Consider the following 24,651-nt stretch of genomic DNA (forward strand, 5'->3'; position numbering starts at 1 on the left):
CCGCTGTATTCAGTACCGTCCGACCAACAGGCCACCATCTACAGCAATCACTTGTCCGGTGAGGTAACGCGCCCCGTTTGAGGCAAGGAAAACAACGACATCCGCGATATCGTCGGGTTCACCGATCCGTCCCATGGGAATGTTCTCGCCCGCCGTCTCGGCCCCTGCAGGACCCAGCGAGTGTTCTTCGGAAAGAAGTTGTGCGGTGCGGATATATCCGGGCGCGACGCCGTTCACGCGAATGCCATCACGCGCCAGTTCCACGGCCAGCCCGCGCACAAGACCCACCACCCCGGCCTTGGCCGAGGAATAGTGGACATGTTCGTCCCAGCCATAGGCCACACCCATGATCGAGGACAGGCAGATGATGCTGCCTGATCCGCGCGCGCGCATGTCCGTCAGTGCAGGGCGGATCACTCGGAACATGCCCTTGAGGTCAATGTCAAAGGTGTGGTCCCATTTCTCATCGCTCAGCTTGTCCAGAGGTACGCGGTGGGCAATGCCTGCATTGGCGACGATCGTGTCGAGTGCACCGTGGCGCGCCTGAACATCCGCGATCACAGCGTCCGAACGGGCCGTATCGCGAACGTCCAGCATGTGGAATTCAGCGCTTCCGCCTGCTTTTTCGATCTCGGACACGACTGCGCGGCCTTCGGCTTCAAGCACGTCGGTGACAATCACAGTGTCACCCTGCGCAGCAAAGGCCAGCGCGCAGGCGCGGCCAATGCCGATGCCGCCTCCGGTGATGAATACGGTGTTGCTCATAGCATCACGTCTCCTGAATTGGGGCAGAGGGTCTGGCCGACGTAAAGGCGTGCTGCGTCGGAACACAGGAACGCCACCGTGTCAGCCACATCAGCAGGTTCACCAAAATGGCCCAGCGGCAGTTCGGCCGCCTTTGCCGCCTGCCAGTCTGGCGACAGTGCCCGCACCAGCGGCGTGTTGATCGGGCCGGGTGCCACGGCGTTGACACGTATGCCGTCTGCTGACACCTCGCGCGCAAGCGCCTTGGTCATGCCGATGATGCCCGCCTTGGCCGCCGAATAGTGCACCAGCTCAACACCACCGATTTGCCCCAGTTGCGAAGCCACATTGACCACGCAGCCTTTCCCCGCGCTTAACATTTCGTGAAAAACGGCCTTGGTGCACAGGAAAGTCCCGCGCAGATGCACGGCAATCATGCGATCAAAGTCTTCCAGCGACAGTTTGGCGAAGTTGGCTTGATGCACGTGCCCGGCATTGTTCACCAGATGGGTCGGTGCGCCGAACGCCTTGTTGCATTGGACGATCATATCCACCACATCCGCCGGATCGGATACGTCGCCATGATGGGCGATAGCTGCCACGCCGATTTGTGCCACTGTTTCCTGAGCGGCGCTGGCATCGAAGTCGTTGACCAGCACCTTGTAGCCATCGCTTGCCAGTTTCTTGGCAATGGCCTGCCCGATACCAGACCCTGCACCTGTGACAACGGCGACACTCACGAGATGTCCTCCTGCATCGCGATCTTTTTGGCGCGGCGCACGCTGAGGCCCATGAGGATGCCGTAAACAGCCAGCAGCGAGAATGAGAACAGCGTTGTCATCACACCAAAGGCAAAGATGTTGGGATGAATCTCGACCGAGAACGTACCGTAGATTGCCAGCGGCAAGGTCTGATCCCGACCTGATGCAAACAACGTGCGTGGGAATTCATCGAAGCTGAGTGTGAAAGCAAACAGCATGGCGGACAGGACGCCCGGAAAGATAAGCGGAAATGTCACTTTGCGGAAAGTCCGCGCAGGGGGGACCCCCAGCGACCAGGCGGCTTCTTCCACCGAGCCGTCAAAGCGGTTGAGGATCGCCAGCATCACCAGAAACGCGAACGGGAAGGTATAGACCACATGGGCGACAAAGGCGGTGGTCCACCAGTGGCGCTCGATCCCGACGACATTGTTGGCGAGCAGCGAGGTGCCCAGCCCGGTCAGAACACCCGGCACCATCATACCCAGTACGATGAGGTAGAACACCAGACCCGCGCCCTTGAACCGGCGGCGGAAGGCTTGGGCGGCCATGACGCCCAGCACCGTAGCCGTGACCATCGTCATGAAGGCCAGCGTCAGTGACCGTAACAACGCCTCACCCACAGGCAGGGGCGCAATGCGCGACGGCGGGGTAAGGCCGAACAGGTGTTTATACCAGTAGGTCGACCATTCGATGATCGGAAATTGCGGCCCGCCTTCGGGGCCTTGCTGGAACGACAGGATACCCAGCACGATGAACGGGCCATAGAGGAACAGGATGAACCCGGCGACATAGACAGCGAGAATGGGTTTGAGAACCTTGGATTCCATGATCACAACTCGCTTTTCAGGTCGACGATGCGCAGGAAACCGGCCACGACGATGCCCAGAAGAATGGTCAGGATGACGCCTACGACCGAGGCCATCGCCCATTTGAGCGAACCCACCTGCGTGACGATGATGTTGCCCAGCAGGTTCACCTTGCGCCCCGACAGCGCGCCAGAGGTTGCGAATTCACCCAGAACCATCACGCTGACAAAGATTGCGCCGACGACCACTCCCGGCAGGCTGAGCGGGAAGATGATCTTCCAGAAGATGCGACCAAAACCCGCGCCCAGATCGCGCGCGGCCTCGATGATGTTGCGGTCGATGCGGCCCAGCATGAAGGCAATCGGACCGACCATGAACACCACGTAGATCTGCGTCATGCCGATGATCACCGACAGTTCCGAGAACAGCAGAACTTCGATCGGGCTGTCGATCAGACCCAGCTTTTGCAGGATGATGTTAATCGCGCCTTCCTTGCCCAGCATCGGCCTCCACGCCAGCACGCGGATCAGGAATGACGTCCAGAACGGGATGACACACAGCACCAGCAACACGGTCGAAACCGTCTTGCTTTTGACCAACAACCCCACGAATAGTGCCGCCGGGTAGCCGATGATGAAGGTCAGTGCCAAAACGATCAGCCACAGCCGCAGTGTGGTCCAGAGCGCGCCGACATAAGCCTCGGAGCTGAAGAAGTTCTTCCAGCTATCCAGTGTCAGCGTCGAGTTGATGGCAAATGTCGTCTGGGTCCAAAACGACACATAGACGATCATCATGATCGGCGCGACAAGGAATAGGATCATCCAGAACACGCCCGGCGCCAGCAGCCAGCCGGTAAAGGCGTTACGGTCAGAGGAAGCGGCGCTCATGCTGCGGCCTCCTTGCCAAAGACGATGGCGTGCTCGGGGTTCCAGGACAGAACGTAATCCTGACCGACCTCGTATTCGTCAGGTTCGCCAAAGCTAAGGTGGTGGTCTATTTCGACCTGTTTGTGATCCGCCGTTTCAAAGAACGAGATCACAGAAGACCCAAGGTATTCACTGGCCAGATAGCGCGCAGGCAGGGCGGGGCCGGGCAGCTCTTCCCCTTTTCGGAATGCTTTGGTGCGGTCATAGCGGATGGCGTAGACGTCTTTGGCGTTGTGGCATGCGTCTGCGACCTGAACGGTTCCGAACGGGCCGTGAAATTGTCCAGCGTCCAGCGTTCCGTCAAACAGGTTAAAGCGGTTCAGGAACAATGCGACGTCCGAGCTTGCCGGCGTGTCATGAATGTCTTCTGGCGTTCCGGACTGGATGATCCGACCCTGATCCAGCACCGCGATCGTGTCGCCCATAGCCAGGGCTTCGGTCTCGCTTCCGGTGACGTGCAAAAAGGTGACGTCGAGCCGTTCGCGGATCTGGCGCAATTCGGTCTGCATCCGACCGCGCAAATTGGCGTCCAGCGCGCCCAACGGTTCATCTAGCAGCACCAGTTTTGGTTGCATCACCAGCGTGCGGGCTAACGCGACACGTTGTTTTTGACCACCGGAAATCTGATCGGGAACGCGGTCTTCCAGACCCTCCAGACCCACAAGGCCGATCATTTCGGTGACGCGCGCGTCTGTTTCCGCGTCCGGAATATCTTCGACGCCATTGCGCAGGCCGAACGCGATGTTTTCAAAGACGGTCAGATGAGGGAATAGAGCGAAATTCTGGAATACAAACCCGATCCCGCGTTTGTGCGCCGGAAGATCAGTGATGTCCTGACCCAGAAAATGAATGCGGCCTATGTCGGGCTTTTCAAACCCGGCCATTACACGCAGCAGGGTTGTCTTGCCCGAGCCCGATGGCCCTAGCAAAGAGATGTATTCGTTCTGCGTCGCTTCAAACGAAATATCGTCCAACGCGGTCAAGTCACCGAAGTGCCGCGAGACACCGTCCAGCCTGAAGATGGAATCTGTCTGACCCATTCACTTCCCCACAAGGTATTCAGGCCGCACACAGCTTTGCGATATCGGTGCCCCCTCAAACCAAACGGTTCAGCGGGGCCACAATTTGCAGCCTCTTAAAACGTACTTCGTATGAAAGTTTGCAAAAAAAGATGGGTCAATAATCATTTTCTAAAAAATAATTAATGAAAATATCAAAAAAACGCCAAGAAAAGGCGTTATCACTAATTTGTAAAATGAGTTTTGGGTACTTGAGTCATTTACAGTGGCGACAGGTATCTCGGAATCGCTTCTGCTTCGGGGACAAGCGCGACGATCTTCAGGCGGGCTACATTCTTGTCTGCCAAGAGGCGCAGATGCTCTTTCAGGTACTCTGCTGCCGCGGTGATCTGGCGAGAACCGATAAGATCAAAAAGAATACGATATTGGTCAACCGCGACGTGGTCTGCCGGCAGACCTAGCCGGTTCAGAGCTTCGTTAACCGAAGACAACAGCAGCCGGTTGTTGCGTATCATGTCAACCAAGGCGGCGTTCGGGGCCCTTTCGAGGCAGTGCTTCTGAAAGGCCGCTTCGTAGGCGGTCGTCTCTCGTGTCAGTCCCTGACGGATCTGGTCGCGCACTTTGTTAATCTCGGCGGGTTCGATGAAATCTGCGGCCAGCGTCAGGGCTGCGGGCTCAACGATGGCGCGCAACTGGTATTTCTCGCGCAGAACCCGAGCCGTCAGCGGTCCGGCCAACCAATGAGACGACGCGCCCTTGCGGATCAGACCGCGCTCATTCAACCGGCTAAGCACATCGCGCGCGACCGTACGGCTGACACCGAGAAAATCGGCAAGTTCGGTTTCGATCAACCGGAATTCACCAAAGACCTGGCAGGCTGCAACATCCGCCTCGACCTGATCATAGACGCGCATCCATGTGCCGCGCACGGCCAGAGAATTTCTGGATCGGTCCGGTATATCCAGCTGAAACTCGTCAATTGGTCGGCGGATAGGTTCCAGATCGGCTTGCCCGACCAGATATCCACGGCCGCGAAAGCGGTGTATCAACCCTTCTTCATGCAGCTTGCGCAGTGCGACCTGGACGGGCGCGCGGCTGGTTAGCATAACCTTTGCGATCGGTCCCTCGATCAGAACCAAACCACGGGGGAGGCGTCCGGATTGTATATTCCGTCTGAGAATGTCGCTGATAACTTCATAAAGCGGCTCCTGCCCGCGCAAGCCGGCTGATTTGCTCATGACCTGCCCTCTCGGATAGATGAGATAAAGCGGTTCCAGGCGCGGGCGGCATAGTTGTATTCATCCATGACCGTGTTCCACAGCGCAATTCGGCTGACCCGTTCGTGATACGCGCCGCCTGCGCGGCGTCTTCCTTTGCGCACAACTGTCTGACCGTTGGTTCCAACAAGGTCTGATCTGGCGACCTGACCGTCGTACCAGTAATCCCATTCATCCTCGGACAGATACTCGCGCGTTTTTTCCGGAACAGTCATGTAATAGCCCTGTCTGGCCATAACGGCACCCGCTTTGCCCGTCAGCCACCAATTAAGGTATTCGTAGGCCATGCCCAGCTTGGTGCCGGTCAGGTGGCGCGCAAGCGATGCCCCACCATGCCAGGCACGATACCCTTCGCGCGGGACACTTTCGACAAAATGCGGCTCCATCGGGCCAAGGTTGCCATAGGACGGTGACCACATGCTTTGGGCCGCAACTTTTTCAGCATGCAGCAAAGCCTCGGCGTCCTGAGCAGATTTCCAGCTGTCGCAAAAGAAACCCTGTTGCCTGAGGGTTTCCAGAAGCGCCATCAGGCTGTCTATCTCATCGACGGTCATATTGCCGATGTCTGCAAAGCTGAGATCGCCGCTGGCCTCGGCGGCCAGGGCCACGTCGAACAGGCCAATTGCGGGTTCGTCTACGATTGCAATCCGTCCTTTTGCACGCTTGTCCAGCAACCACGCCCAGCTTGAACCTTCTGAGCCTTCTTCGCCAAATACGCGGCGGTCATACCCAAACGAGTCTACGTTATGTGCCGTGGGCAGCATTGAGATAAACTGCATAGGCTGCTGTCCGATCACCCCGTCAGGCTGGACGTAAAGCTTGCGTACAGGGGCATCCCCGTATCCTTGCCGCATGTACTTGCTGACACCACCGAGTTTGGACAGATCGCCAATGTTGTCCCATTCAGCAATACGCTGTGTATCAATCGGTTGAAGCGCGCCCCAATACCAAACGATGTCGAGGTTGTGGAAGCACTGCTCGTAGATATCATAGTGTTCTGGATGCGTCGCAGCCCGACGCTGGCAAGTCAGAAAGTCCAGGGATTCATATTCGATGTCGAATTGCAGATCCGCCATCGCCATCTGACGGACATTTTCCAGCAAGGTCACATCGGTTCCGATAACACGTAGAGTGCGACGTTTGACCCGTGGAGGCGCTGCAAGTTTGTGCTCGACAGACAGGTCGATTGGCATTGGTAATCCAGATTGTTGGTCGTTCCAGAAACGCGAGCCGCCGCAGTGGGCTAGCCCAACTTGATTGTTAGTGCATTCGTGGGCGTTGATCCACGAGAACCCTTGGCCTTGATTGGGAAAGGGCGATCTTTCGACGAAATCTGCGTTTCGAACAACCCTACGATTTCCGGCGATTTGCGATTGGGTTCAGTTCTGGGAACCATTGATCGAGGACACACGTGCGCAAAGATCAATTGCGGCCGACAATGAACGTGCAGTCGCCTTCGCCATATTGGGCAGGATCATCCACTCCAACGCCCAGGCGCTTCCGGACCGCTCCTGTTCATGCACCATTGCGTGATGCATCGCAGATACCTGTGTCGCGTTATACCTTGCCAGCGTAACGAGAAGCTCGGCCAATATAGGGTTCTGTTTATGCGGCATTGCGGACGATGTGCCGCCACCGTTCAGCGTGATCTCGTCTATTCCCTGTTGTGCCATCAGGCAGATATCTTGCCCCATTTTGCCCAGCGAGCCGGAGATCATCGACAGAAGCCCCGCGTATTCCACCAATCCACCACGCGCTGTTTGCCAGTTTTGGTCAGGTACATGCAGGTCAAGGTCGGATGCGATTTGGTTTGCAAGGTCAGGGTGTTTTGGCCCTATGGCTTGGTTATCGCCGACTGCGCCGCCAAGTTGCACGCATTCGACGCAAGGGCGCAGGTGTTCCAGTCGGGTTTGATGGCTGCGTATCGGGGCCTGCCAAGAGGCGATCCTGTGTTCTGCCTTTATCGGCAGTGCCGCCTGCATTCGGGTCCGCCCCATTATGGTCGCGTGATCGAAGCTCTGTTTGAGGTGATCCAGATCTGCGCCAAGTTTCGTCAGGCGCGTCGACAAAAGATCCGACATATCCTTCAGGCAGAGTGCAAGCGCCGTGTCCATGACATCTTGCGATGTCGTGCCGGTGTGAATCGCCTCGGCCAGAGGGCCTGCATCGCGCCTAAGTTCGTGGACTAACGCCGGAACCGGCAGGCCATCTGAGGAAGCGCCTGTTTTCAACGCTTCGATGCTGGGTTTAGCTTTTTCGATCCACGCCGCGGCGGCCTGTGCTGTTTCAATAGGAACCTTGCCGATTGCACCAAGACCGCGAGAATAGGCGGCCTCGAATGTCAACATATGCGCAAGGGATCTTCGGGCAGACCAGATTGCATCAGCATCTTTGTCACCAAACAAGCCAGACAACCACGGGTGTTCGAAAACGTCGCTCATACCTCTATGCTCTCAGAAGACATGCGCGCTGCATTACGTATCGACCTTGCGTAGGCCCAGGATATCTCGGGTTTGAGAAACGCTTGCGACAGGGCGCGAGTGGTTTTCACAGATTTCCACCGTTCGCCTGACCAGCGCGGCATTCGAGGGGGCCAGTGTATCGCGATCCAGTCGCACGTTATCCTCAAGTCCGGTTCGTGCATGGCCGCCCGCAGCAATGGACCATTCGTTCAAAACGATCTGGTTGCGCCCGATACCGGCGGCACACCAAGGTACATCCCCCAGTAGGCGATGCACAGTTTTCACATAAAAGTCGAAAACCTCACGATCGACGGGCATCGCGTTTTTCACGCCCATGACGAATTGAACATAGGGAACGTCCTTTATTTGTCCGTCCCGATACATTTGTGCTGCTTTCAGGATGTGGGACAGGTCGAATGCTTCGATCTCTGGCTTGACGCCGTATTTCACCATTTCTTCGGCAAGCCATTCGACCAGATCAGGTGGGTTTTCATACACCCGCGTTGGAAAATTGTTCGAGCCCACTGATAAAGAGGCCATGTCCGGTGCAAGAGGCAGCATGCCGCCACGCGCTTGCCCGGCACCTGACCGCCCTCCGGTCGATAATTGAACAATCATGCCCGGACAGTGTTTTTCGATGCCCTCTTTCAAAGCAGCAAAGCGCTCGGGGTCAGACGTGGGTTTGCCGTCATCGTCGCGCACATGGCAATGCGCAATCGCGGCACCTGCTTCGAATGCGGCATGGGTGCTTTCGATCTGTTCAGCGACAGTGATCGGGACGGCCGGGTTGTCCGCCTTGGTGGGAACCGAGCCGGTAATTGCAACACATATGATGCACGGGGTATTCGTCGCGCGTTCAGACATCCAGAAACACCGTCTCATTCTGGCCTTGCAGTCGGATGTCAAACCGGTACCCCTCGGCTTCTTTTTCCGCGATTAGCGTGGCCCGCCGAGCAGGCTGCTCAATCAGGTTCAAAACTGGATCTGATGCGTTGGTGTCGGCTTCGTCGGAAAAATAGAGACGCGTGTTGAGACCGACATTGATACCGCGCGCAAGCAAAAGCAGGTTGATATGAGGTGCCATAAGACCCTTTGCCCGATCTGTGACTGGCCCCGGTTTTACCGTTTCAAACGACCATTCCCCGGTTTCGAAATCGGGCGTGACGCGGCCCCAACCGTGAAATCCGTCCTCAACCGTGCCTTGCCCCGGGTATATTCCGGCAGCATTTGCCTGCCATGTCTCGATCAACACATCTTTTACGGGTGTTCCAGTTCCATCCCACACAATGCCGCGAATAGTAATCCGCTCGCCCGCCGCGTTGGGCCCTGCGATGTCCCGACCCAGTTCATGTGTATACACGTCAAAGCCCGCCTCGCCCGGCGCTAGCCCGATGTGAACATAAGGCCCCGCAGTCTGAGAAGGAGTCTCTTTAAGGTAATCGAGTTTTTGAACCATGGTCAGTTCCCCTCGGGCCGATTTTCAAAATAGGTCGAGCGATGCCCGCGTAGAATGATGTCGAATTTGTAGGCAATGCTGTCGAACGGGATCGTTGCATTCATATCAAGCGCTGCAACCAGTTGATCAATGGCCCGTTGATCGGGGATCGTGTTCACGATTGGGCATTTGGCGATCAGGGGGTCGCCTTCAAAATAAAGCTGTGTGATCAGGCGTTGAGCAAAGCTAGTGCCAAAGACCGAGATATGGATATGCGCCGGTCGCCAGCTATTCACCCAGTTGCGCCACGGGTAGGCACCTGGCTTGATCGTTCTGAAGATATAGTAGCCATTTTCGTCGGTAAGTGTGCGCCCACACCCGCCGAAATTCGGGTCAAGCGCGGCGAGATAGGTATCCTTTTTATGTCGGTACCGCCCGCCAGCATTCGCTTGCCAAATCTCGACCAGAGTATTGGGCACAGGGCGCGCGTTTTCATCCAAAACACGCCCATGCAACAGGATGCGTTCACCGATCGGATCGCCCGTCTTGGCGTAGTTTCGCAGCAGGTCGTTGTCCAGCGGGTCGATGTCCCGATGCCCAAAAGTCGGACCGCTCAACTCGCTGGTTGTTGTATCAATGGACAAAAGTGCGTTTGAAGGGGATCGGGTCAGGCTTGTCTTGTAGGCCTGCGCATAAGCTGGCGGATGCCATTCGCGGTCGCGCTGGAATAAATCCTTTGGCTGGGTCATACAGCTTCTTCCTCGATTTCAGCCAAGGTCGCCTTGGCCATTTTAATAGCTCTGTTAGCGCAAGGTACGCCGGCATAGACGGCTGCGTGCATAAAAGCCTGCATGATGTCGGCTTTTGAAGCGCCGGTGTTGGCGCAGGCCCGGACATGCATTGGTATCTCGTCAAAGTTGCGCGTTGCTGCCAGCAGGGCCAGCGTAATCATGGAGCGTTCGCGCAGCGAGATCGTATCGTCCGCCCAAAGCGTGCCCCAAGCACCTTCGGTGATCATGTTCTGGAACGGCGCATCAAAGTCGGATGTCTGTGTCTGGGCCCGATCAACATGCGCATCCCCCAAGACCCGCCGCCGGACTGCCATTCCTTTTGAATATCGATCCGTCATAATCTTTCCTTTGTGCCACGCATCAATATGGTAATCCGACATAGTTTTCGGCCATGGCTTGTTGTGCGGATATGTTTGTGCGCAGGAAATCAATCTCCGCGCGTTGCATTTTCAGGTCAAATTCCGATTGATCCGGGAAACGGTGGAGCAGTGATGAAAACCACCAGCTGAAACGCTCTGCTTTCCAAATGCGCGCAAGTGCTTTTTCGGAATAGGCGTCTATCCCTTTGTGTGAGCCAGTCTCATAGAAGTCACGTAGCGCGTTCAGCAGGTAATGAACGTCTGACGCGGCCGTATTCAATCCTTTTGCGCCTGTTGGCGGAACGATATGCGCGGCGTCTCCACACAGAAACAGCCGACCCCAACGCATTGGTTCGGTGACGAAGGATCGCAGCGGGGCGATTGATTTCTCGATAGAGGGTCCGGTGATGAGGCTTTCAGCATAAGCGTCGGGAATTCGCCGTTTCAGTTCCGCCCAAAATGCTGTGTCGGTCCAATCTTCGGGGGAATCGGAAAGGGAGCATTGAATGTAGTACCGGCTCAGATTCTCATTGCGCATTGAACACAGCGCAAAACCGCGCTGGGATGAGGCGTATATCAGTTCTTCATGCACCGGAGGCGTTTCGGACAGGATGCCAAGCCATCCAAATGGGTATATCTTTTCGTACTCACGACGAATGGTCAGTGGGATGGTCTGGCGGCTCACGCCGTGGAACCCATCGCAGCCCGCAACGAAATCGGCGTCGATTCTTTGTTCGTGACCATCAACGGTAAAGGTCACGAATGGCTGATCGGTATCCGCGTCATGGATTGTCACGTCTTCTGTGTTGAAGACCAACGTCCCGCCTGCGGCTTCTCGCGCGTCGTACAGATCGCGGGTCACCTCAGTTTGTCCGTAGACGACGACGGGTGTTCCGGTCAGGGCTTGGAAATCCACTCGAAAACTGGTGTCCCCTGCCGCGATCAGGGTCCCATTGTGTTTGAAACCTTCGGTACGCAGGCGTTCGGCAACGCCGGCCTGCTCCATAAGGTCGACAAATCCTTTTTCCAATACACCGGCGCGGATACGGCCCAAGACGTAGTCTTTGGTTCTGCGTTCCAGAACAACGCTGTCAATCCCATGTACATACAGGAGCTGAGACAGAAGCAAGCCTGACGGTCCGCCTCCGATCACAACGACTTGAGTGCGCAATTGATCCTCCCGATCCAATTGCAAGCAAGATTACACTGCCGCTACCGTTTGGCAACGCGCAGGGAGAAGGGTGGAAAAAAGCTAAGAACACGTAGTCGGTCCGAAACTGGCCCTTGCTTGAAAACAGGAACCGGCATCAAATCGAAGTCAAAGTTCTGTGTGCGGGTTCGCAAAACGGATAAAAAAGTTGCGATATTGTGCACGTCATGCATTAAATCGCATCAAGATATAAAATGCAGAGGAGGAAACAATGTATATCTCACGAACGCTGATGGGGGCCTTCAGTGCCCTCGCACTTGGTTTCGGCACTTCCGCTACGGCCGCAGAGTACGAGTTCAACCTGCAAAGCTTTTTGCCAGCGCAGGCGACGATTCCGGCGCAGATTATTGATGTCTGGGCTGACAAGATCGAGGCAGACTCGGACGGTCGAATTGAGATTACGCGCTATCCTTCGATGCAACTGGGCGGCAAGCCGCCAGAGCTGCTGGACCAGGTTATTGATGGTGTGATCGACATCACCTGGAACGTGATCGGCTATACACCGGGCCGTTTCCCGTCGACCGAAGTGTTCGAGCTGCCGTTTCTTGTGAACGACGCCAAACCCGCATCCGCCGCATTCTGGACTCTGCTGGAAGAAGACATCGCAGCGCGCGAGTTTTCGGATGTTAAAGTTCTGGGCGGTTGGGTCCATGGACCCGGCATGATCCACGCCAACAAAGAAGTGCTGACACCCGACGACTTCAACGGCATGAAGATCCGCGGTGCATCGCGTCAGGTCAATTCGCTACTGAGCACCTTGGGTGCAACGCCGGTAGGCATGCCCGTCCCTGCGGTGCCCGAGGCGTTGTCCAAAGGGGTAATCGACGGCACCACCATCCCGTGGGAGGTGACAAAAGCGCTGAAAGTTCCAGAGTTGGTAGAAAACCACACCGAATTTACGGGTCCGATGATGTACACGGTCACCTTTGTTCTGGCGATGAACAAGGACAAGTACAACGCGCTGCCCGATGACCTGAAGGCCGTGGTCGACAAACATTCGGGGCTGGAATTCTCGATGTTCGCTGGCGAAGTGCAGCAAGCATATGACGAACCAGCGCGTGAGATTGCATTGGATCGGGGCAATAACGTTGTCACGCTGGACGCCGAACAATCCGCGGTCTGGGCCGAGGCGGCACAGCCTGTTTACTCAGCATGGTTGGCGGAAATGAAAGAAAAGGGCATTGACGGTCAGGCCCTGATCGACCGTGCCAAGGCGCTGATGTCCGAATACGGCAGCTAAGCCTGTACGGAACCGGTCGCGCGGCACTTGGTTGTGTCGCGCGGCTTTTTTTGATGCGTGTGGACTAGCATAGCAGGCGGAGGGGACATGCACCGATACATTGAAAAACTGGCGCGTGGTATGGCGCTGATTGGGGGGGTCGTTCTTACCCTTCTGATCGTGTTGATCTGTGTTTCAGTTCTTGGTCGGTCGTTGAACACGCTGTTGCATGGCTGGCTTGGGCAAGTGATGCCGGGCTTTTCGGAATGGGCGCTTGGGCTGGGCGTCGGGCCCATCAATGGCGATTTTGAGATCGTCGAGGCCGGTGTCGCCTTTTCCATCTTTGCGTTTCTGCCTCTGTGTCAGCTGAATTCTGGGCATGCGGTAGTGGATATTTTTACTTCAAAGCTGTCGCCTCGGTTCAATCGCGCTCTGCAGATGGTGATCGAAATCGTGTTTGCGGCGGTGTTGGTGCTTATTGCGGTGCAGCTCTTTGGAGGCATGATGTCCAAACTTCGGTTTGGCGAGAACACTTTTATCCTGCAATTCCCCGTCTGGTGGGGGTACGCCGCCAGCCTTTGCGCGGCAGTGGTTGCCGCGATTGTCGGTATCTATATGGCTGGCGTCCGCATCCGTGAATGCGTGTCTGGAAAGGAAATACTGTTGTGAGCGATCTCGCTATCGGGTTGCTGTCCTTTCCTGCCCTACTTTTTCTGATCTTCGCTCGGGTCCCGATCGGGCTGGCCATGTTCGTCACTGGTCTGGTGGGGATCGTTTTGGTAACCGGCAATCCGGATATTCCGCTGGGACGACTTAAATCGGAAACCTATTCGACGTTCTCAAGCTACTCTTTGTCCATCGTGCCGATGTTCCTGTTGATGGGTTATTTCGCAACGCTTGGGGGCATGTCCACGGCACTGTTCAAAGCAGCTGAGGGGTTTTTGGGACACCGTAAGGGTGGTGTCGCAATGGCCGCGATTGGCGCGTGTGCCGGGTTTGGTGCAATCTGCGGGTCTTCGCTGGCGACGGCTGCAACAATGGGTCGTGTCGCCTTGCCAGAGTTGCGCCGATACGGATACGCGGGCGGGTTTTCTACTGCGACGCTCGCAGCAGGGGGGACTCTGGGTATTCTGATCCCTCCTTCAGTCGTGTTGGTGATCTATGCGATCCTGACCGAGCAGAACATCGCCAAGCTGTTTCTGGCGGCTTTCATTCCCGGTATTATGGCAGCGTTGGGCTACGTGATCGCTGTCTCGATTTACGTGCGTCTTCACCCCGGCAGCGCCGGAACGCGCACGCCTATTCCATATCGAGAACGCTTTCGTTTGTTGCTGGACGTCTGGCCTGTGCTCTTGGTGTTTGGCGGTGTCGTCGGCGGGATCTATGCCGGATGGTTTACACCCACCGAAGGTGCAGCAGTAGGCGCTGCGGGTACTGGGCTGATCGCGTTGGCCAATGGCGGGCTGACGGTTTCCACCTTCAAAGATAGTATCATCACAACCGCCAAGTCGACAGCGATGATCTTTTTCATCATTCTTGGTGCCGGTTTTTACAATGGGTTTTTGGCGCTGACGAATGTCCCGCAGGAATTGGCGAATTTTGTCCTGAGCAAAGGGTTCAGCCCGTGGGCCATTCTGGCGCTGATCCTCGTATTCTACCTTATCCTTGGTTGCGTGATGGACAGCCTCAGCATGATCCTGCTGACCATACCAATCTTCTATCCTGTTATTTCCGTTCTGGACTTCGGTCTCGTCGATTTGATCGCGATGCAACATGATGCAGCACGCGCTGCATTGGCAGGTGCCGCGGACATAGCGCCGGAAATCAAGGCCGAAGTCGAAGCTCTGATCGCGTCAGGTGCTGAAATCAGTCGGGACCTGCAAAAAGAGATCGGCATCCGCGTTACTCAGGGAATGGCTGACCGAATTGCGGAAGAACGGACAGCGATCTGGTTTGGGATACTGGTTTTGATCGTGGTTGAGGTCGGGCTGATTACACCACCTGTCGGGATGAATCTGTTTGTCATCAACGCCATGGATAAAACCACGGGTATGCTTGAAACCTACAAGGCGGTTTTGTTCTTTGTGGGCTCAGACATCATCCGAGTGATCATTCTGGTGGTGTTCCCGGCGATCACGTTGTTCCTGATCCCATTTGGCTGACATCTTCACGATTATGCATGAAAGTGCATAAAAAATAAAAACTATGTTGCAGACTCTGATTTAAGTGATGCAATATAACGCACAGACAGCTCAGCCAGAGGACGCCAATGCCAAAGCAAGACTTTATTCAGGTGCTCGACCAGATTGGGCAGGATATCGCAGGACATGCACTGGACGCCGAGCTTGAGGCCATGCTGAACCGCACCTATCCACCATCCTCGGCCACATTCAAAAAACTGGCGGCGCTGTGCAGTGAGGGAGAGGCCGAAGGCTGGCTCATGGCGCGCGAAGCCGGAGGCATCCGTTACGGCCGCGCCATCAAGCCCGGTGAGATCGCGGGCGAGTTCAGCGTTGATGTTGTGCGAATGAAAGACGTCCGTGGCCCACATCACGTGCACACAACTGGCGAGATCGGCGCGGTCTTTCCGTTGGACGGAGCACCGCAATTCGATGGCAAGGGCGAAGGCTGGTACGTCTACGGCCCCGGTTCAGACCACCATCCGACGGTCGAAGGAGGGGACGCTTACGTGCTGTACCTTTTGCCCGACGGGGCCATCGAATTTACCGGTAAGTAACTGGTCTGCCGAGGGGAGGAGGAACCCGTGTCAGAAAATCAAAACGCAGCTCTTTGGTTTGTCGACCGACATATCGACGAAGGGCGCGGCGACAAGGTCGCCTTTCGCGAGGCTGATGGACAGTGCCGCACGCTGACCTATGCTGAACTCGCGGATCAAAGCGCAGTCTTTGCAGGGGCACTGACGCAGCATGGTGTGCGTCGCGAAGAACGTGTGGCTATGATCGTGTTGGATCAGATTGAGTTTCCGGTGGTGTTCTGGGGCGCGATCAAGGCAGGTGCCATCCCGGTGCCAATGAACACGTTGTTGTCCAGCTCGGTTTATGCAGCGACCCTGAATGACAGCCGTGCGACCACACTGATTGTTTCGGCCGCACTGTGGAAAACTGTCGAGCCCGCTGTTCGTGACAATGCCTTTCTGCGCAACGTTGTTGTGATCGGTGACGCTCCGGGTGGAACGATCGACTACGCTGACTTTGTAAATGGGGCTAAGCCGATGCCTGCGGTCGAAGCGCTGGCAGATGAGACTGCATTCTGGCTGTATTCATCGGGTTCGACCGGCCTGCCCAAGGGGGTGCGGCACGTCCATTCCAGTTTGAAGGCCACGGCTGACACTTTCAGTGCGCAGGTTTTGGGTTTGCGTGAAGACGATGTCGTTTTCTCGGTGGCCAAGCTGTTTTTCGCATATGGCTTGGGCAATGGATTGACCTTTCCACTGTCGGTCGGGGCATCGACAGTTTTGCTGGCGGGGCGGCCTTTGCCAGATATCGCGTTCGATATCATTGAAAACCAATCTCCGACGATATTCTGCGGTGTGCCCACGTTCTTTGCCGCCCTAAATGCGTATCTCGAAGGCCGGGGTGGGGATGTGAGCACGAACTTGCGTTTATGCACCTCTGCCGGAGAAGCGCTGCCGCGCGAGGTCGGCGAGTCGTGGGAGAAACACGTGGGCACAGAGATTGTGGACGGTGTCGGCTCGACCGAAATGCTTCACATCTTTTTGTCCAACCGCCCCGGTGACATCGTTTACGGCACCTCGGGCACCGCGGTGCCGGGCTATGACGTGCGGCTGGTCGGTGAAGATGGTGAAGTCGTCGCGGATGGAGAGGTTGGCGAGTTGCTGGTCTCGGGGCCCTCAGCTGCGGAAAGCTACTGGAACAGGCGCGAAAAGTCGCGTGACACTTTTGAGGGTCACTGGACTCGGACCGGCGACAAATATGAACGCTCTTCTGACGGGCGCTATATCTATTGTGGGCGCACTGATGACATGTTCAAAGTGTCGGGTATTTGGGTCAGTCCCTTCGAAGTAGAGCAGGTTCTGATCGAACATCCCGCCATTCTGGAGGCCGCGATTGTGGCCCAGCCGGATGCGCAGGGGTTGGATAAGCCCAAAGCATTCGTTGTGCTCAAGGACGGGCAGACTGCAGACGCAATCGGCGATCTCAGGGAATTTGTGAAAGACAGGATCGGCAAGTGGAAGTACCCGCGCTGGATTGATGTTGTCGATGACCTGCCGAAAACGGCGACGGGTAAAATCCAACGATTTAAACTAAGGGATACGGCATGAGTTGGCAAGTCGGTGGCAACGCACGGGTCGAGGTTGATGGCACCAGTTTGGAATACAGCATGTGGGGTCCATCGCCTGAGGTGGCGCCAACAATAATCATGTTGCACGAGGGGCTGGGCTGTGTCGCCATGTGGCGCGATTTTCCGTCACAAGTGGCTGCAGCAACCGGGTTTGGAGTTCTGGCATATTCGCGTGCTGGGTATGGCCAATCAGATCCCGCAAGCCTGCCGCGTCCCCTTGATTACATGACGGTTGAGGCGCAGCAGGTGTTGCCTCATGTACTGGATAAGGTTGGATTTAAGCGGGGTGTCCTGCTTGGCCATTCGGACGGCGCGACGATTGCTGCGATCTATGCCGGATCCGTTTCCGACACGCGGGTGCGTGGTTTGATCCTGATGGCACCGCACTTTTTCGTAGAAGAGGTCAGCCTCACATCCATCAAGGCGGCGCGTGAAGCATTTGACCGCGGGGAATTGTCCGATCGCCTTGGTTGGTACCACCGCGATGCAACTGCAACCTTCCACGGCTGGTGCGATGCGTGGCTAAACCCGGATTTTCGTGACTGGAATGTTGCAGATGTCATCGACTATCTTCGGATACCGACCCTTGCCGTGCAGGGGAGCGATGACCAGTACGGAACCGTTGCCCAGATTACCGAGATCGAAACCCGCAGTTATGCACCGGTTGAGACAGCCATTTTGCCAAATTGCAAACATGCGCCACATCGTGACCAGCCTGATGCGACCATTGCAGCGATTGCCGAGTTCACGCATCGGCTTGAACGGCTTGAGCGCGCTATGCCGATTCCTGCATGACCTGCGACTGGCGGCCTCCATATGCTTATGTACCGGGGCAAACGCCTCGGCATCCAGAAGGATTGTTTGATCGGTTCAAGACCAATCTTCAGGATCTTCCAGCGGACCGCCTAAATGAAACTCGGGCCTGGGCCGCCGGTTTGGCTTTTCTAAAAGATGGTTATTTCTGGGAAGCGCATGAGGTCCTCGAAGCCGTGTGGTTGGCCTGCCCGCCAAACTCGCCCGAACGTTTGATGGTGCAGGCAATCATACAGCGCGCGAATGCTGGACTGAAGGCCAAGATGGGCCGTGATCAGGCCACTGAACGGCTTATGGCACTGTCGGACCAATTATTGCGTGAAGCCGTCGACCGTGCGGGCCGAGATGTTTTGGGTATCTCACATGAAAATGCATTATAATGCACTAAAACTGGCAATACATAACAAATAAGCGCGATCATTGGGTGTAAGGTGTAATATCATGCACATATTTCTTTACTCACCCATACACGCGCACTATTCTGCACTTCAGACGACAGGAGCGCCTCATGACTAAGGTCATCGACTTTCAGACTGATCCATCGAAATATCGCCATTGGCGTGTCGAATATGATGGCCCGATCGCCAACCTCATCATGGATGTGGACGAGAATGAGGGCCTGTTCGACGGCTATCAGTTGAAACTTAACTCCTACGATTTGGGTGTGGACATTGAGCTTGCCGACATTGTCCAGCGCATGCGTTTCGAGCACCCTGAGGTCAAAGTTGTGATCATGCAATCCGGCAAAGACAAAGTGTTCTGTGCCGGAGCGAATATCCGCATGTTGGGTGGAGCTGCACATAGCCACAAAGTGAACTTCTGCAAATTCACGAACGAGACCCGTAACACCTTTGAAGCCGCCGAACAGGACAGTGGCCAGAAATATATTGCCGCAGTCAAAGGCGCTTGTGCGGGCGGCGGTTACGAATTGGCGCTGGCCTGCAATCATATCATGCTGACGGATGACAGCTCATCTTCGGTTGCATTGCCCGAAGTTCCGTTGCTGGCTGTTCTTCCAGGTACGGGCGGGCTGACACGTGTGACGGACAAGCGGAAAGTTCGGCGCGATCTGGCTGATATTTTTTGCTCGACCGAAGAAGGTGTCAAAGGCAAGCGCGCCAAGGAGTGGCGACTTGTTGACGAGGTCGTTCCAAACTCGAAATTCGACGCGACAGTTCAGGAACGCGCTCGTGAATTCGCCGAAGGGATGTCGAAACCTGAAGGTGTCCGTGGCGTGACTTTACGGCCGTTGGACAAAACCGTCAGCGAGGATGGTTCAATATCCTACAGCTTGGTCGAAGTGTCTGTTGACAGAAAAGGCCGAAAAGCGACGGTAACGATTAGCGGCCCAGATGCCGAAGCGCCTGCGGATATGGATGCGTTTACCGCGCAAGGGGATCAAGCCTATTTGCTTCGTCTTGCTCGTGAATTGGATGACGCCATTTTGCATCTGCGCCTGAACGAGATGGAACTGGGCCTGCTCGTCTTCCGCACCCAGGGCGATCCCGACCTGTTTCAGGCGCATGAGGCACTATTGCTGAACAATAGTGATCACTGGCTTGCCAACGAAGTTCTGCACTACTGGAAACGCTTGTTGAAACGGATTGATGTCACGTCACGGTCGATGTCGGCGTTGGTCGAGCACGGTTCATGTTTCACCGGCATTCTGGCTGAAATCCTATGGGCCGTTGATCGGACCTATATGATGGAGGACGAGTTTGAAGGCGACAATCGTCCTATCGCGACAGTTACCTTAACAGACGCCAACTTTGGTCCTTTGCCCATGGGTAATGACCTGACCCGACTGGAAACGCGGTTTTGGGGCAACCCGGAAGCGACTGAACAAGCCAAGGCGCAAAAACACGCAGCCCTTGAGGCCGAACAAGCTGATGAGCTTGGCCTCGTGACGATGATTTTGGACGATATCGACTGGGAAGACGAAATTCGCATCTTCGAAGAAGAACGTGCGTCGTTCAGCCCGGATGCGATGACCGGGATGGAGGCGAATTTGCGGTTCGCCGGTCCCGAAACGATGGAAACCCGCATCTTCGGGCGTCTCACCGCCTGGCAGAACTGGATATTCAACCGGCCAAACGCGGTCGGGCCCGATGGCGCTTTGCAGCGCTACGGTACCGGCGTGCGAGGCGACTACAACATGGAGCGCGTTTGATCGCTTCCGCCCGAACCTTCAGCAGGAGAATGGTATGCTTGACGTCATTAACGTAAGTTACGACACACAGATCCCCAACAATGTTGGCCTGAGCCAGGACCGTAAAGTTTTGAAAGCGCTTGAAAAATGGCACCCCGGTTACATCGACTGGTGGAACAAGCTGATCCCGCAGAACTTTCAGGAATCGATGGTTTACTTGCGTACGGCTGTCAGTGTTGATCCCAAGGGCTGGGCCAAGTTCGACTACGTGAAAATGCCGGAATACCGCTGGGGCGTCCTGCTGGCCCCGCAGGTCGAAGAGCGCATCATTCCGATGGGCGAGCACAAGGGCGAGAAGGCTTGGCAAGAAGTTCCTGGCGAATATCGCAACATGCTCAAGCGCCTGATCGTTATTCAGGGTGATACTGAGCCGGGTTCGGTCGAACAGCAGCGGTTCCTTGGGCTGACGGCACCGTCGCTTTATGACATGCGCAACCTGTTTCAGGTGAACGTCGAAGAAGGTCGCCACCTGTGGGCCATGGTTTACCTGTTGCAAAAGTACTTTGGTAAGGACGGCCGCGAAGAGGCGGATGATCTATTGATCCGGTCTTCAGGCTCGGATGAGGCACCGCGTATGCTTGGGGCCTTCAATGAAGAGACACCAGATTGGCTGTCTTTCTTCATGTTTACTTACTTTACCGATCGCGACGGCAAGATGCAGTTGGAAAGCCTGGCGCAATCGGGCTTTGATCCCCTCAGTCGAACGTGCCGTTTTATGTTGACCGAAGAAGCACATCATATGTTTGTCGGTGAAACGGGTGTCAGCCGGATTGTGCAGCGCACCTGCGAGGCCATGAACGAAGCAGGTTTGACCGATCCGTATGACATCGGAAAAGTACGTGACCTGGGTGTCATCGACTTGCCGACGATCCAGAAAAAACTGAATTTGCATTACACGCTGTCTCTGGATCTGTTCGGGCAGGAGGTATCGACCAATGCCGCCAACGCGTTCAACGCGGGTATCAAAGGTCGTTACATGGAAAACCGCATTGATGATGACCATCAGTTGCAGCAAGACACTTACGCGGTCAAAAGCATCGTCGACGGCAAGATCATCAGTCAGGATGTGCCAGCGCTAACCGCAATCAACATGCGGCTGCGCGACGATTATGTTCGCGATGCGTCGGGTGGTGTCGGACGCTGGAACAAGATCATCGAAAAGGCCGGCATCGACTTTAAACTGTCGCTGCCCCACGAGGCGTTCCATCGTCAAATCGGAGTTTTTGCCGCGATCAAGGCAAACCCAGAAGGCGACATCATCTCGGAAGCGGACTGGGCTGCGAATGTCGACAAATGGTTGCCGACCAAAGAAGACGGCGCTTACATCCAGTCTCTGATGGTTCCGTGCTATGAACCCGGCAAATACGCAGGTTGGATTTCTGCGCCGAAAGTTGGCATCGACAACAAGCCCGGCGATTTCGAGTATGTGAAACTCCACATGGCGTGAGAAAATGCGCAGAAGGCCCTCTGGCCTTCTGCTTTCGAACTTTGTGAGGGAGACTGAAAAATGTCCGCAGAACAGCCAATTCAACGCAGCGCAAAGCCGGAAACATTCAATGACAGGCCGCTGATCCGCGCCAATTGCATCGGTTGCACAAGCTGCACAGGGCTGTGCGCGGCGATCATTGATGTCATGACTGTTCCTGCCATTGTCACGGGGCAACGCAAGGCATGAACAAGCCCGTCAAACAGCACCTGATCGACCCCGAGATTTGTATACGCTGTTATACGTGTGAAATGACCTGCCCCGTTCAGGCCATTGAGCATGATGACAACAACGTCGTGGTGAACGCGGACCTCTGCAATTTCTGCATGGATTGCATTCCAGTTTGCCCAACCGGATCGATCGACGAATGGCGTGTGGTTGACGAGCCATACTCGCTCGAAGATCAGTACTCATGGGAAGAACTGCCTGAACAGGCAGATCTGGGAACGCCGGATGCAGATACGGGTATCGAGGCGCTGGATGACGCAATGGCCGCACTTTTGGCCGAAGCGCATAAAGGGACCGGCGGAAAACCCAAAGCGCCCGCTACCGCATCAAAGCCAACGATCAACCTTTATAATCTGGGCAAACCGGTTCAGGCTGTTGTTCAGGGAAACTACCGGCTAACTGCGGAAGGTGCAGAAAGTGACGTGCGTCATATCATTCTGGACTTTCAAGGGCATCCGATGCCCGTTCTGGAAGGTCAATCCGTGGGGATCATCCCGCCGGGTACCGATGGCGACGGCGCACCGCACCTGCCTCGGCTCTATTCCGTTTCAAGCCCACGCGACGGAGAGCGTCCGGGATTTAACAACATATCTCTGACGGTGAAACGCGAAGAGCTGGGTGTGTGCTCGAACTACGTCTGCGACCTGAAAACAGGTGATACTGTAAATGTAACCGGACCGTTTGGGGCCACCTTCCTGTTGCCTGATGACCCGGATGCGCGGATTTTGATGATCTGCACGGGTACCGGTTCCGCACCGATGCGCGCCTTTACGATGCGGCGACAGCGCAAGGTTGGCACGATTCATGGCGGCATGACGATGTTCTTCGGAGCGCGTACCCCGGACAGTTTGCCCTATTTCGGCCCGTTGCAAAAAGTTCCTTCAAGTCTGTTGAAGCAGCATCTGGTCTTCAGTCGACAGGATGGGCAAGAAAAGGAATATGTTCAGGACCGAATGCTGAAGGAGCAAGGCGCGGTCGCTGAAATGCTGCGCGACCCGAACTGCTATGTTTATATTTGCGGCCTGCGCGACATGGAAGACGGGGTCGAGAGCGCCTTTACCGAAATCGCAACAAATGCTGGTCAGAATTGGAAGGAATTGCGAGACCAGATGCGCGAGGACGGGCGTTATCACGTTGAAACCTACTAAGATGTCAGAACGCCCGGCGTCGGCCTATCAGCATGGCATTCGCGTAACGTGGGGCGATTGCGACCCTGCGAAGATCGCGTATACAGGACGCCTGCCGTGGTTCACTCTGGATGCCATTAACGCCTGGTGGGAAGACCATTTGGGGCAGGGATGGTACCAGCTTGAGCTGGATCGTAACGTCGGCACACCTTTCGTACGGCTCGAGATGGATTTTCTGTCGCCTGTCACGCCGCGGCACCGTTTGATCTGCCATGTCTGGCCAAGCCGCTTGGGCACGTCTTCGATTACGTTCCGGGTGGACGGAGAGCAAGACGGTAAACTTTGCTTTTCAGCACAGACCGTCAGCGTGTTTATTGTGGCCGACGCTTTCAGGAAATGTAAGCCGCCGACGGACATCCAAGACTTGCTAAAACCCTATCTCAGTGACGCCGGGCAGTCTGACACATAACCAATTCCCTTTTTGCTTTGGCATAAGTAATGTGCATTATTGTACACATTCGGGATTGCGGAAAATATGGCAGAAATCACAACCTTTGGGGGCGTCTCGACCCAGATAGATACTGAGTCCGAGATGGAGCGGGCCATATCCGCCCTGATGATACAGGTTGGTGAAAGAGTTCGAAGCGCCCGAGAACGCAAAGGGATTTCGCGCCGCATTCTGTCTGAAACATCCGGCGTATCGCAGCGCTATCTGGCACAGCTTGAGGCTGGAACCGGCAATATCTCGATTGGTTTGCTCAAACGGATCGCGCATTCGCTGGATCACAAGATCGAGTGGTTTGTCGGCGAAGAAGACCCGTGGAATTCGGCCAGTCTGCGTGTTGCAGAATTGTTTTCTGCGGCTGACAGTGAAACCCGTGATCTTGTTTTACGCACCCTTGCGCCGGGTAGCGATCAAATCGGGCGGGCTGAGCGGATTTGTCTGATCGGTCTGCGCGGGGCGGGTAAATCAACGCTTGGAAAGATGGCTGCAGATCATCTGAACGTCCCTTTTCTCGAATTAAATAAAGAGATTGCCTTACACGGAGGGATGCCGATCGACGAGATCCTCGCCCTTTATGGTCAGGAAGGCTATCGCAAGCTTGAGGCAGGTTCGCTGGACCGGGTGATCGAAAACTATGACCGGATGATCCTGGCTGTCGCGGGTGGGATCGTCTCCGAGCCTGAGACGTTCAACAAGCTGCTATCGAATTTTCACACGATCTGGCTGAAGGCCACGCCGCAAGAGCATATGGATCGGGTGCGCGCCCAAGGGGATGAACGTCCGATGCAGGGTAATGCTGATGCGATGGAACAATTGACGTCCATTCTGACCAGCCGCGAAGCCCTCTATGCTCGGGCCGGGTATATGTTGGATACATCGTTAACGTCGCTTGAAACCTCTTTGGATGACTTGATTGCGATCATTCAAGAGAACCGGCTGCTCGAGGTTTGA

Annotated in this window: 25 protein-coding genes; 12 read left to right on the top strand and 13 right to left on the bottom strand. The window is 55.7% G+C overall.

Translation table 11 applies throughout. The annotated features are described in order from the left end of the window. Positions 1-9: 9 nt before the first annotated feature. The 13 genes from ACR0BD_RS07620 to pobA all read right to left on the bottom strand — a co-directional run bounded on the left by ACR0BD_RS07620 (position 10) and on the right by pobA (position 11,751). Positions 10-765: an SDR family NAD(P)-dependent oxidoreductase gene (locus ACR0BD_RS07620; RefSeq protein WP_480829765.1), complete on the bottom strand. Its 756-nt coding sequence runs from the start codon at positions 763-765 to the stop codon at positions 10-12. Further along, complete coding sequence (locus ACR0BD_RS07625; RefSeq protein WP_480829766.1) at positions 762-1,484, bottom strand: SDR family NAD(P)-dependent oxidoreductase; 723 nt, start codon at positions 1,482-1,484, stop codon at positions 762-764. Before ACR0BD_RS07625 ends, ACR0BD_RS07620 begins: the two co-directional genes overlap by 4 nt. Beyond that, positions 1,481-2,332, bottom strand: a complete 852-nt coding sequence (locus tag ACR0BD_RS07630; RefSeq protein ID WP_480697090.1) for an ABC transporter permease — start codon at positions 2,330-2,332, stop codon at positions 1,481-1,483. Before ACR0BD_RS07630 ends, ACR0BD_RS07625 begins: the two co-directional genes overlap by 4 nt. A gap of 2 nt (positions 2,333-2,334) precedes the next feature. After that, complete coding sequence (locus ACR0BD_RS07635) at positions 2,335-3,198, bottom strand: ABC transporter permease (protein ID WP_480697092.1); 864 nt, start codon at positions 3,196-3,198, stop codon at positions 2,335-2,337. Continuing rightward, entirely contained in the window at positions 3,195-4,277 is a 1,083-nt protein-coding gene (locus ACR0BD_RS07640; RefSeq protein WP_480829767.1) for an ABC transporter ATP-binding protein, read from the bottom strand. The genes ACR0BD_RS07635 and ACR0BD_RS07640 overlap by 4 nt, the downstream gene beginning before the upstream one ends. A gap of 239 nt (positions 4,278-4,516) precedes the next feature. After that, positions 4,517-5,494: a GntR family transcriptional regulator gene (locus ACR0BD_RS07645; protein ID WP_480829769.1), complete on the bottom strand. Its 978-nt coding sequence runs from the start codon at positions 5,492-5,494 to the stop codon at positions 4,517-4,519. Next, positions 5,491-6,726: an ABC transporter substrate-binding protein gene (locus tag ACR0BD_RS07650; protein WP_480829770.1), complete on the bottom strand. Its 1,236-nt coding sequence runs from the start codon at positions 6,724-6,726 to the stop codon at positions 5,491-5,493. Before ACR0BD_RS07650 ends, ACR0BD_RS07645 begins: the two co-directional genes overlap by 4 nt. 186 nt (positions 6,727-6,912) lie before the next feature. Beyond that, entirely contained in the window at positions 6,913-7,974 is a 1,062-nt protein-coding gene (locus ACR0BD_RS07655; protein ID WP_480829771.1) for a 3-carboxy-cis,cis-muconate cycloisomerase, read from the bottom strand. 33 nt (positions 7,975-8,007) lie between these two features. Beyond that, the gene (locus tag ACR0BD_RS07660) at positions 8,008-8,859 is read right to left on the bottom strand and encodes a 3-oxoadipate:acetyl-CoA acetyltransferase (RefSeq protein WP_480829773.1); all 852 of its coding nucleotides are present in this window, start codon (positions 8,857-8,859) and stop codon (positions 8,008-8,010) included. Continuing rightward, positions 8,852-9,451 (bottom strand): protocatechuate 3,4-dioxygenase subunit alpha, encoded by a 600-nt coding sequence (gene pcaG, locus ACR0BD_RS07665; protein WP_480829774.1) that lies wholly within the window; start codon positions 9,449-9,451, stop codon positions 8,852-8,854. The genes ACR0BD_RS07660 and pcaG overlap by 8 nt, the downstream gene beginning before the upstream one ends. A 2-nt stretch (positions 9,452-9,453) precedes the next feature. After that, the gene (gene pcaH, locus ACR0BD_RS07670; RefSeq protein ID WP_480829775.1) at positions 9,454-10,179 is read right to left on the bottom strand and encodes a protocatechuate 3,4-dioxygenase subunit beta; all 726 of its coding nucleotides are present in this window, start codon (positions 10,177-10,179) and stop codon (positions 9,454-9,456) included. Beyond that, entirely contained in the window at positions 10,176-10,559 is a 384-nt protein-coding gene (pcaC, locus tag ACR0BD_RS07675) for a 4-carboxymuconolactone decarboxylase (protein WP_480829776.1), read from the bottom strand. Before pcaC ends, pcaH begins: the two co-directional genes overlap by 4 nt. 22 nt (positions 10,560-10,581) lie before the next feature. Then, positions 10,582-11,751 carry a 4-hydroxybenzoate 3-monooxygenase gene (gene pobA, locus ACR0BD_RS07680; RefSeq protein WP_480829778.1) on the bottom strand — a complete coding sequence of 390 codons (1,170 nt, stop codon included), beginning with the start codon at positions 11,749-11,751 and terminating at the stop codon, positions 10,582-10,584. A 250-nt stretch (positions 11,752-12,001) separates the two neighbouring features. Here pobA and ACR0BD_RS07685 point away from each other — a divergent pair, with 250 nt between their 5' ends. From ACR0BD_RS07685 to ACR0BD_RS07740, 12 genes are all read left to right on the top strand, one after another. After that, positions 12,002-13,030: a TRAP transporter substrate-binding protein gene (locus tag ACR0BD_RS07685; RefSeq protein ID WP_480697112.1), complete on the top strand. Its 1,029-nt coding sequence runs from the start codon at positions 12,002-12,004 to the stop codon at positions 13,028-13,030. A gap of 87 nt (positions 13,031-13,117) precedes the next feature. Beyond that, positions 13,118-13,678, top strand: a complete 561-nt coding sequence (locus ACR0BD_RS07690; protein ID WP_480829780.1) for a TRAP transporter small permease — start codon at positions 13,118-13,120, stop codon at positions 13,676-13,678. Further along, positions 13,675-15,171 carry a TRAP transporter large permease gene (locus ACR0BD_RS07695; protein ID WP_480829781.1) on the top strand — a complete coding sequence of 499 codons (1,497 nt, stop codon included), beginning with the start codon at positions 13,675-13,677 and terminating at the stop codon, positions 15,169-15,171. Before ACR0BD_RS07690 ends, ACR0BD_RS07695 begins: the two co-directional genes overlap by 4 nt. A 107-nt stretch (positions 15,172-15,278) precedes the next feature. Beyond that, entirely contained in the window at positions 15,279-15,746 is a 468-nt protein-coding gene (locus ACR0BD_RS07700; protein WP_480697117.1) for a 4-hydroxylaminobenzoate lyase, read from the top strand. Positions 15,747-15,773: 27 nt separating this feature from the next. After that, positions 15,774-17,312, top strand: a complete 1,539-nt coding sequence (locus ACR0BD_RS07705; RefSeq protein ID WP_480829782.1) for a benzoate-CoA ligase family protein — start codon at positions 15,774-15,776, stop codon at positions 17,310-17,312. Beyond that, entirely contained in the window at positions 17,309-18,127 is an 819-nt protein-coding gene (locus tag ACR0BD_RS07710; protein WP_480829783.1) for an alpha/beta fold hydrolase, read from the top strand. Before ACR0BD_RS07705 ends, ACR0BD_RS07710 begins: the two co-directional genes overlap by 4 nt. Continuing rightward, a complete protein-coding gene (locus ACR0BD_RS07715; RefSeq protein WP_480829784.1) occupies positions 18,124-18,525 on the top strand; it encodes a DUF309 domain-containing protein in 402 nt (133 codons plus the stop codon). Before ACR0BD_RS07710 ends, ACR0BD_RS07715 begins: the two co-directional genes overlap by 4 nt. Before the next feature lie 128 nt (positions 18,526-18,653). After that, positions 18,654-20,315, top strand: a complete 1,662-nt coding sequence (boxC, locus tag ACR0BD_RS07720; protein WP_480829785.1) for a 2,3-epoxybenzoyl-CoA dihydrolase — start codon at positions 18,654-18,656, stop codon at positions 20,313-20,315. Positions 20,316-20,349: 34 nt separating this feature from the next. Beyond that, entirely contained in the window at positions 20,350-21,801 is a 1,452-nt protein-coding gene (gene boxB / locus ACR0BD_RS07725) for a benzoyl-CoA 2,3-epoxidase subunit BoxB (RefSeq protein WP_480829786.1), read from the top strand. 224 nt (positions 21,802-22,025) lie between these two features. Continuing rightward, positions 22,026-23,216 (top strand): benzoyl-CoA 2,3-epoxidase subunit BoxA, encoded by a 1,191-nt coding sequence (gene boxA, locus ACR0BD_RS07730; RefSeq protein ID WP_480829787.1) that lies wholly within the window; start codon positions 22,026-22,028, stop codon positions 23,214-23,216. 1 nt (position 23,217) lies between these two features. Next, complete coding sequence (locus tag ACR0BD_RS07735; protein ID WP_480829788.1) at positions 23,218-23,664, top strand: acyl-CoA thioesterase; 447 nt, start codon at positions 23,218-23,220, stop codon at positions 23,662-23,664. Positions 23,665-23,730: 66 nt separating this feature from the next. After that, the gene (locus ACR0BD_RS07740; RefSeq protein ID WP_480697135.1) at positions 23,731-24,651 is read left to right on the top strand and encodes a helix-turn-helix transcriptional regulator; all 921 of its coding nucleotides are present in this window, start codon (positions 23,731-23,733) and stop codon (positions 24,649-24,651) included.

The sequence above is a fragment of the Ruegeria sp. G5 genome (assembly GCF_056533365.1).

What these genes read in the sequence shown, in the direction of transcription:
- ACR0BD_RS07710 (WP_480829783.1), top strand. Translation starts at nt 17,309, where the DNA reads ATGAGTTGGCAAGTCGGTGGCAACGCACGGGTCGAGGTTGATGGCACC.
- ACR0BD_RS07620 (WP_480829765.1), bottom strand. Translation starts at nt 765, where the DNA reads ATGAGCAACACCGTATTCATCACCGGAGGCGGCATCGGCATTGGCCGC.
- ACR0BD_RS07640 (WP_480829767.1), bottom strand. Translation starts at nt 4,277, where the DNA reads ATGGGTCAGACAGATTCCATCTTCAGGCTGGACGGTGTCTCGCGGCAC.
- boxC (WP_480829785.1), top strand. Translation starts at nt 18,654, where the DNA reads ATGACTAAGGTCATCGACTTTCAGACTGATCCATCGAAATATCGCCAT.
- ACR0BD_RS07655 (WP_480829771.1), bottom strand. Translation starts at nt 7,974, where the DNA reads ATGAGCGACGTTTTCGAACACCCGTGGTTGTCTGGCTTGTTTGGTGAC.
- ACR0BD_RS07715 (WP_480829784.1), top strand. Translation starts at nt 18,124, where the DNA reads ATGACCTGCGACTGGCGGCCTCCATATGCTTATGTACCGGGGCAAACG.
- boxA (WP_480829787.1), top strand. Translation starts at nt 22,026, where the DNA reads ATGAACAAGCCCGTCAAACAGCACCTGATCGACCCCGAGATTTGTATA.
- boxB (WP_480829786.1), top strand. Translation starts at nt 20,350, where the DNA reads ATGCTTGACGTCATTAACGTAAGTTACGACACACAGATCCCCAACAAT.
- ACR0BD_RS07700 (WP_480697117.1), top strand. Translation starts at nt 15,279, where the DNA reads ATGCCAAAGCAAGACTTTATTCAGGTGCTCGACCAGATTGGGCAGGAT.
- ACR0BD_RS07645 (WP_480829769.1), bottom strand. Translation starts at nt 5,494, where the DNA reads ATGAGCAAATCAGCCGGCTTGCGCGGGCAGGAGCCGCTTTATGAAGTT.
- ACR0BD_RS07635 (WP_480697092.1), bottom strand. Translation starts at nt 3,198, where the DNA reads ATGAGCGCCGCTTCCTCTGACCGTAACGCCTTTACCGGCTGGCTGCTG.
- ACR0BD_RS07650 (WP_480829770.1), bottom strand. Translation starts at nt 6,726, where the DNA reads ATGCCAATCGACCTGTCTGTCGAGCACAAACTTGCAGCGCCTCCACGG.
- ACR0BD_RS07735 (WP_480829788.1), top strand. Translation starts at nt 23,218, where the DNA reads ATGTCAGAACGCCCGGCGTCGGCCTATCAGCATGGCATTCGCGTAACG.
- ACR0BD_RS07740 (WP_480697135.1), top strand. Translation starts at nt 23,731, where the DNA reads ATGGCAGAAATCACAACCTTTGGGGGCGTCTCGACCCAGATAGATACT.
- pcaG (WP_480829774.1), bottom strand. Translation starts at nt 9,451, where the DNA reads ATGGTTCAAAAACTCGATTACCTTAAAGAGACTCCTTCTCAGACTGCG.
- pcaC (WP_480829776.1), bottom strand. Translation starts at nt 10,559, where the DNA reads ATGACGGATCGATATTCAAAAGGAATGGCAGTCCGGCGGCGGGTCTTG.
- ACR0BD_RS07690 (WP_480829780.1), top strand. Translation starts at nt 13,118, where the DNA reads ATGCACCGATACATTGAAAAACTGGCGCGTGGTATGGCGCTGATTGGG.
- ACR0BD_RS07630 (WP_480697090.1), bottom strand. Translation starts at nt 2,332, where the DNA reads ATGGAATCCAAGGTTCTCAAACCCATTCTCGCTGTCTATGTCGCCGGG.
- ACR0BD_RS07685 (WP_480697112.1), top strand. Translation starts at nt 12,002, where the DNA reads ATGTATATCTCACGAACGCTGATGGGGGCCTTCAGTGCCCTCGCACTT.
- pcaH (WP_480829775.1), bottom strand. Translation starts at nt 10,179, where the DNA reads ATGACCCAGCCAAAGGATTTATTCCAGCGCGACCGCGAATGGCATCCG.
- ACR0BD_RS07660 (WP_480829773.1), bottom strand. Translation starts at nt 8,859, where the DNA reads ATGTCTGAACGCGCGACGAATACCCCGTGCATCATATGTGTTGCAATT.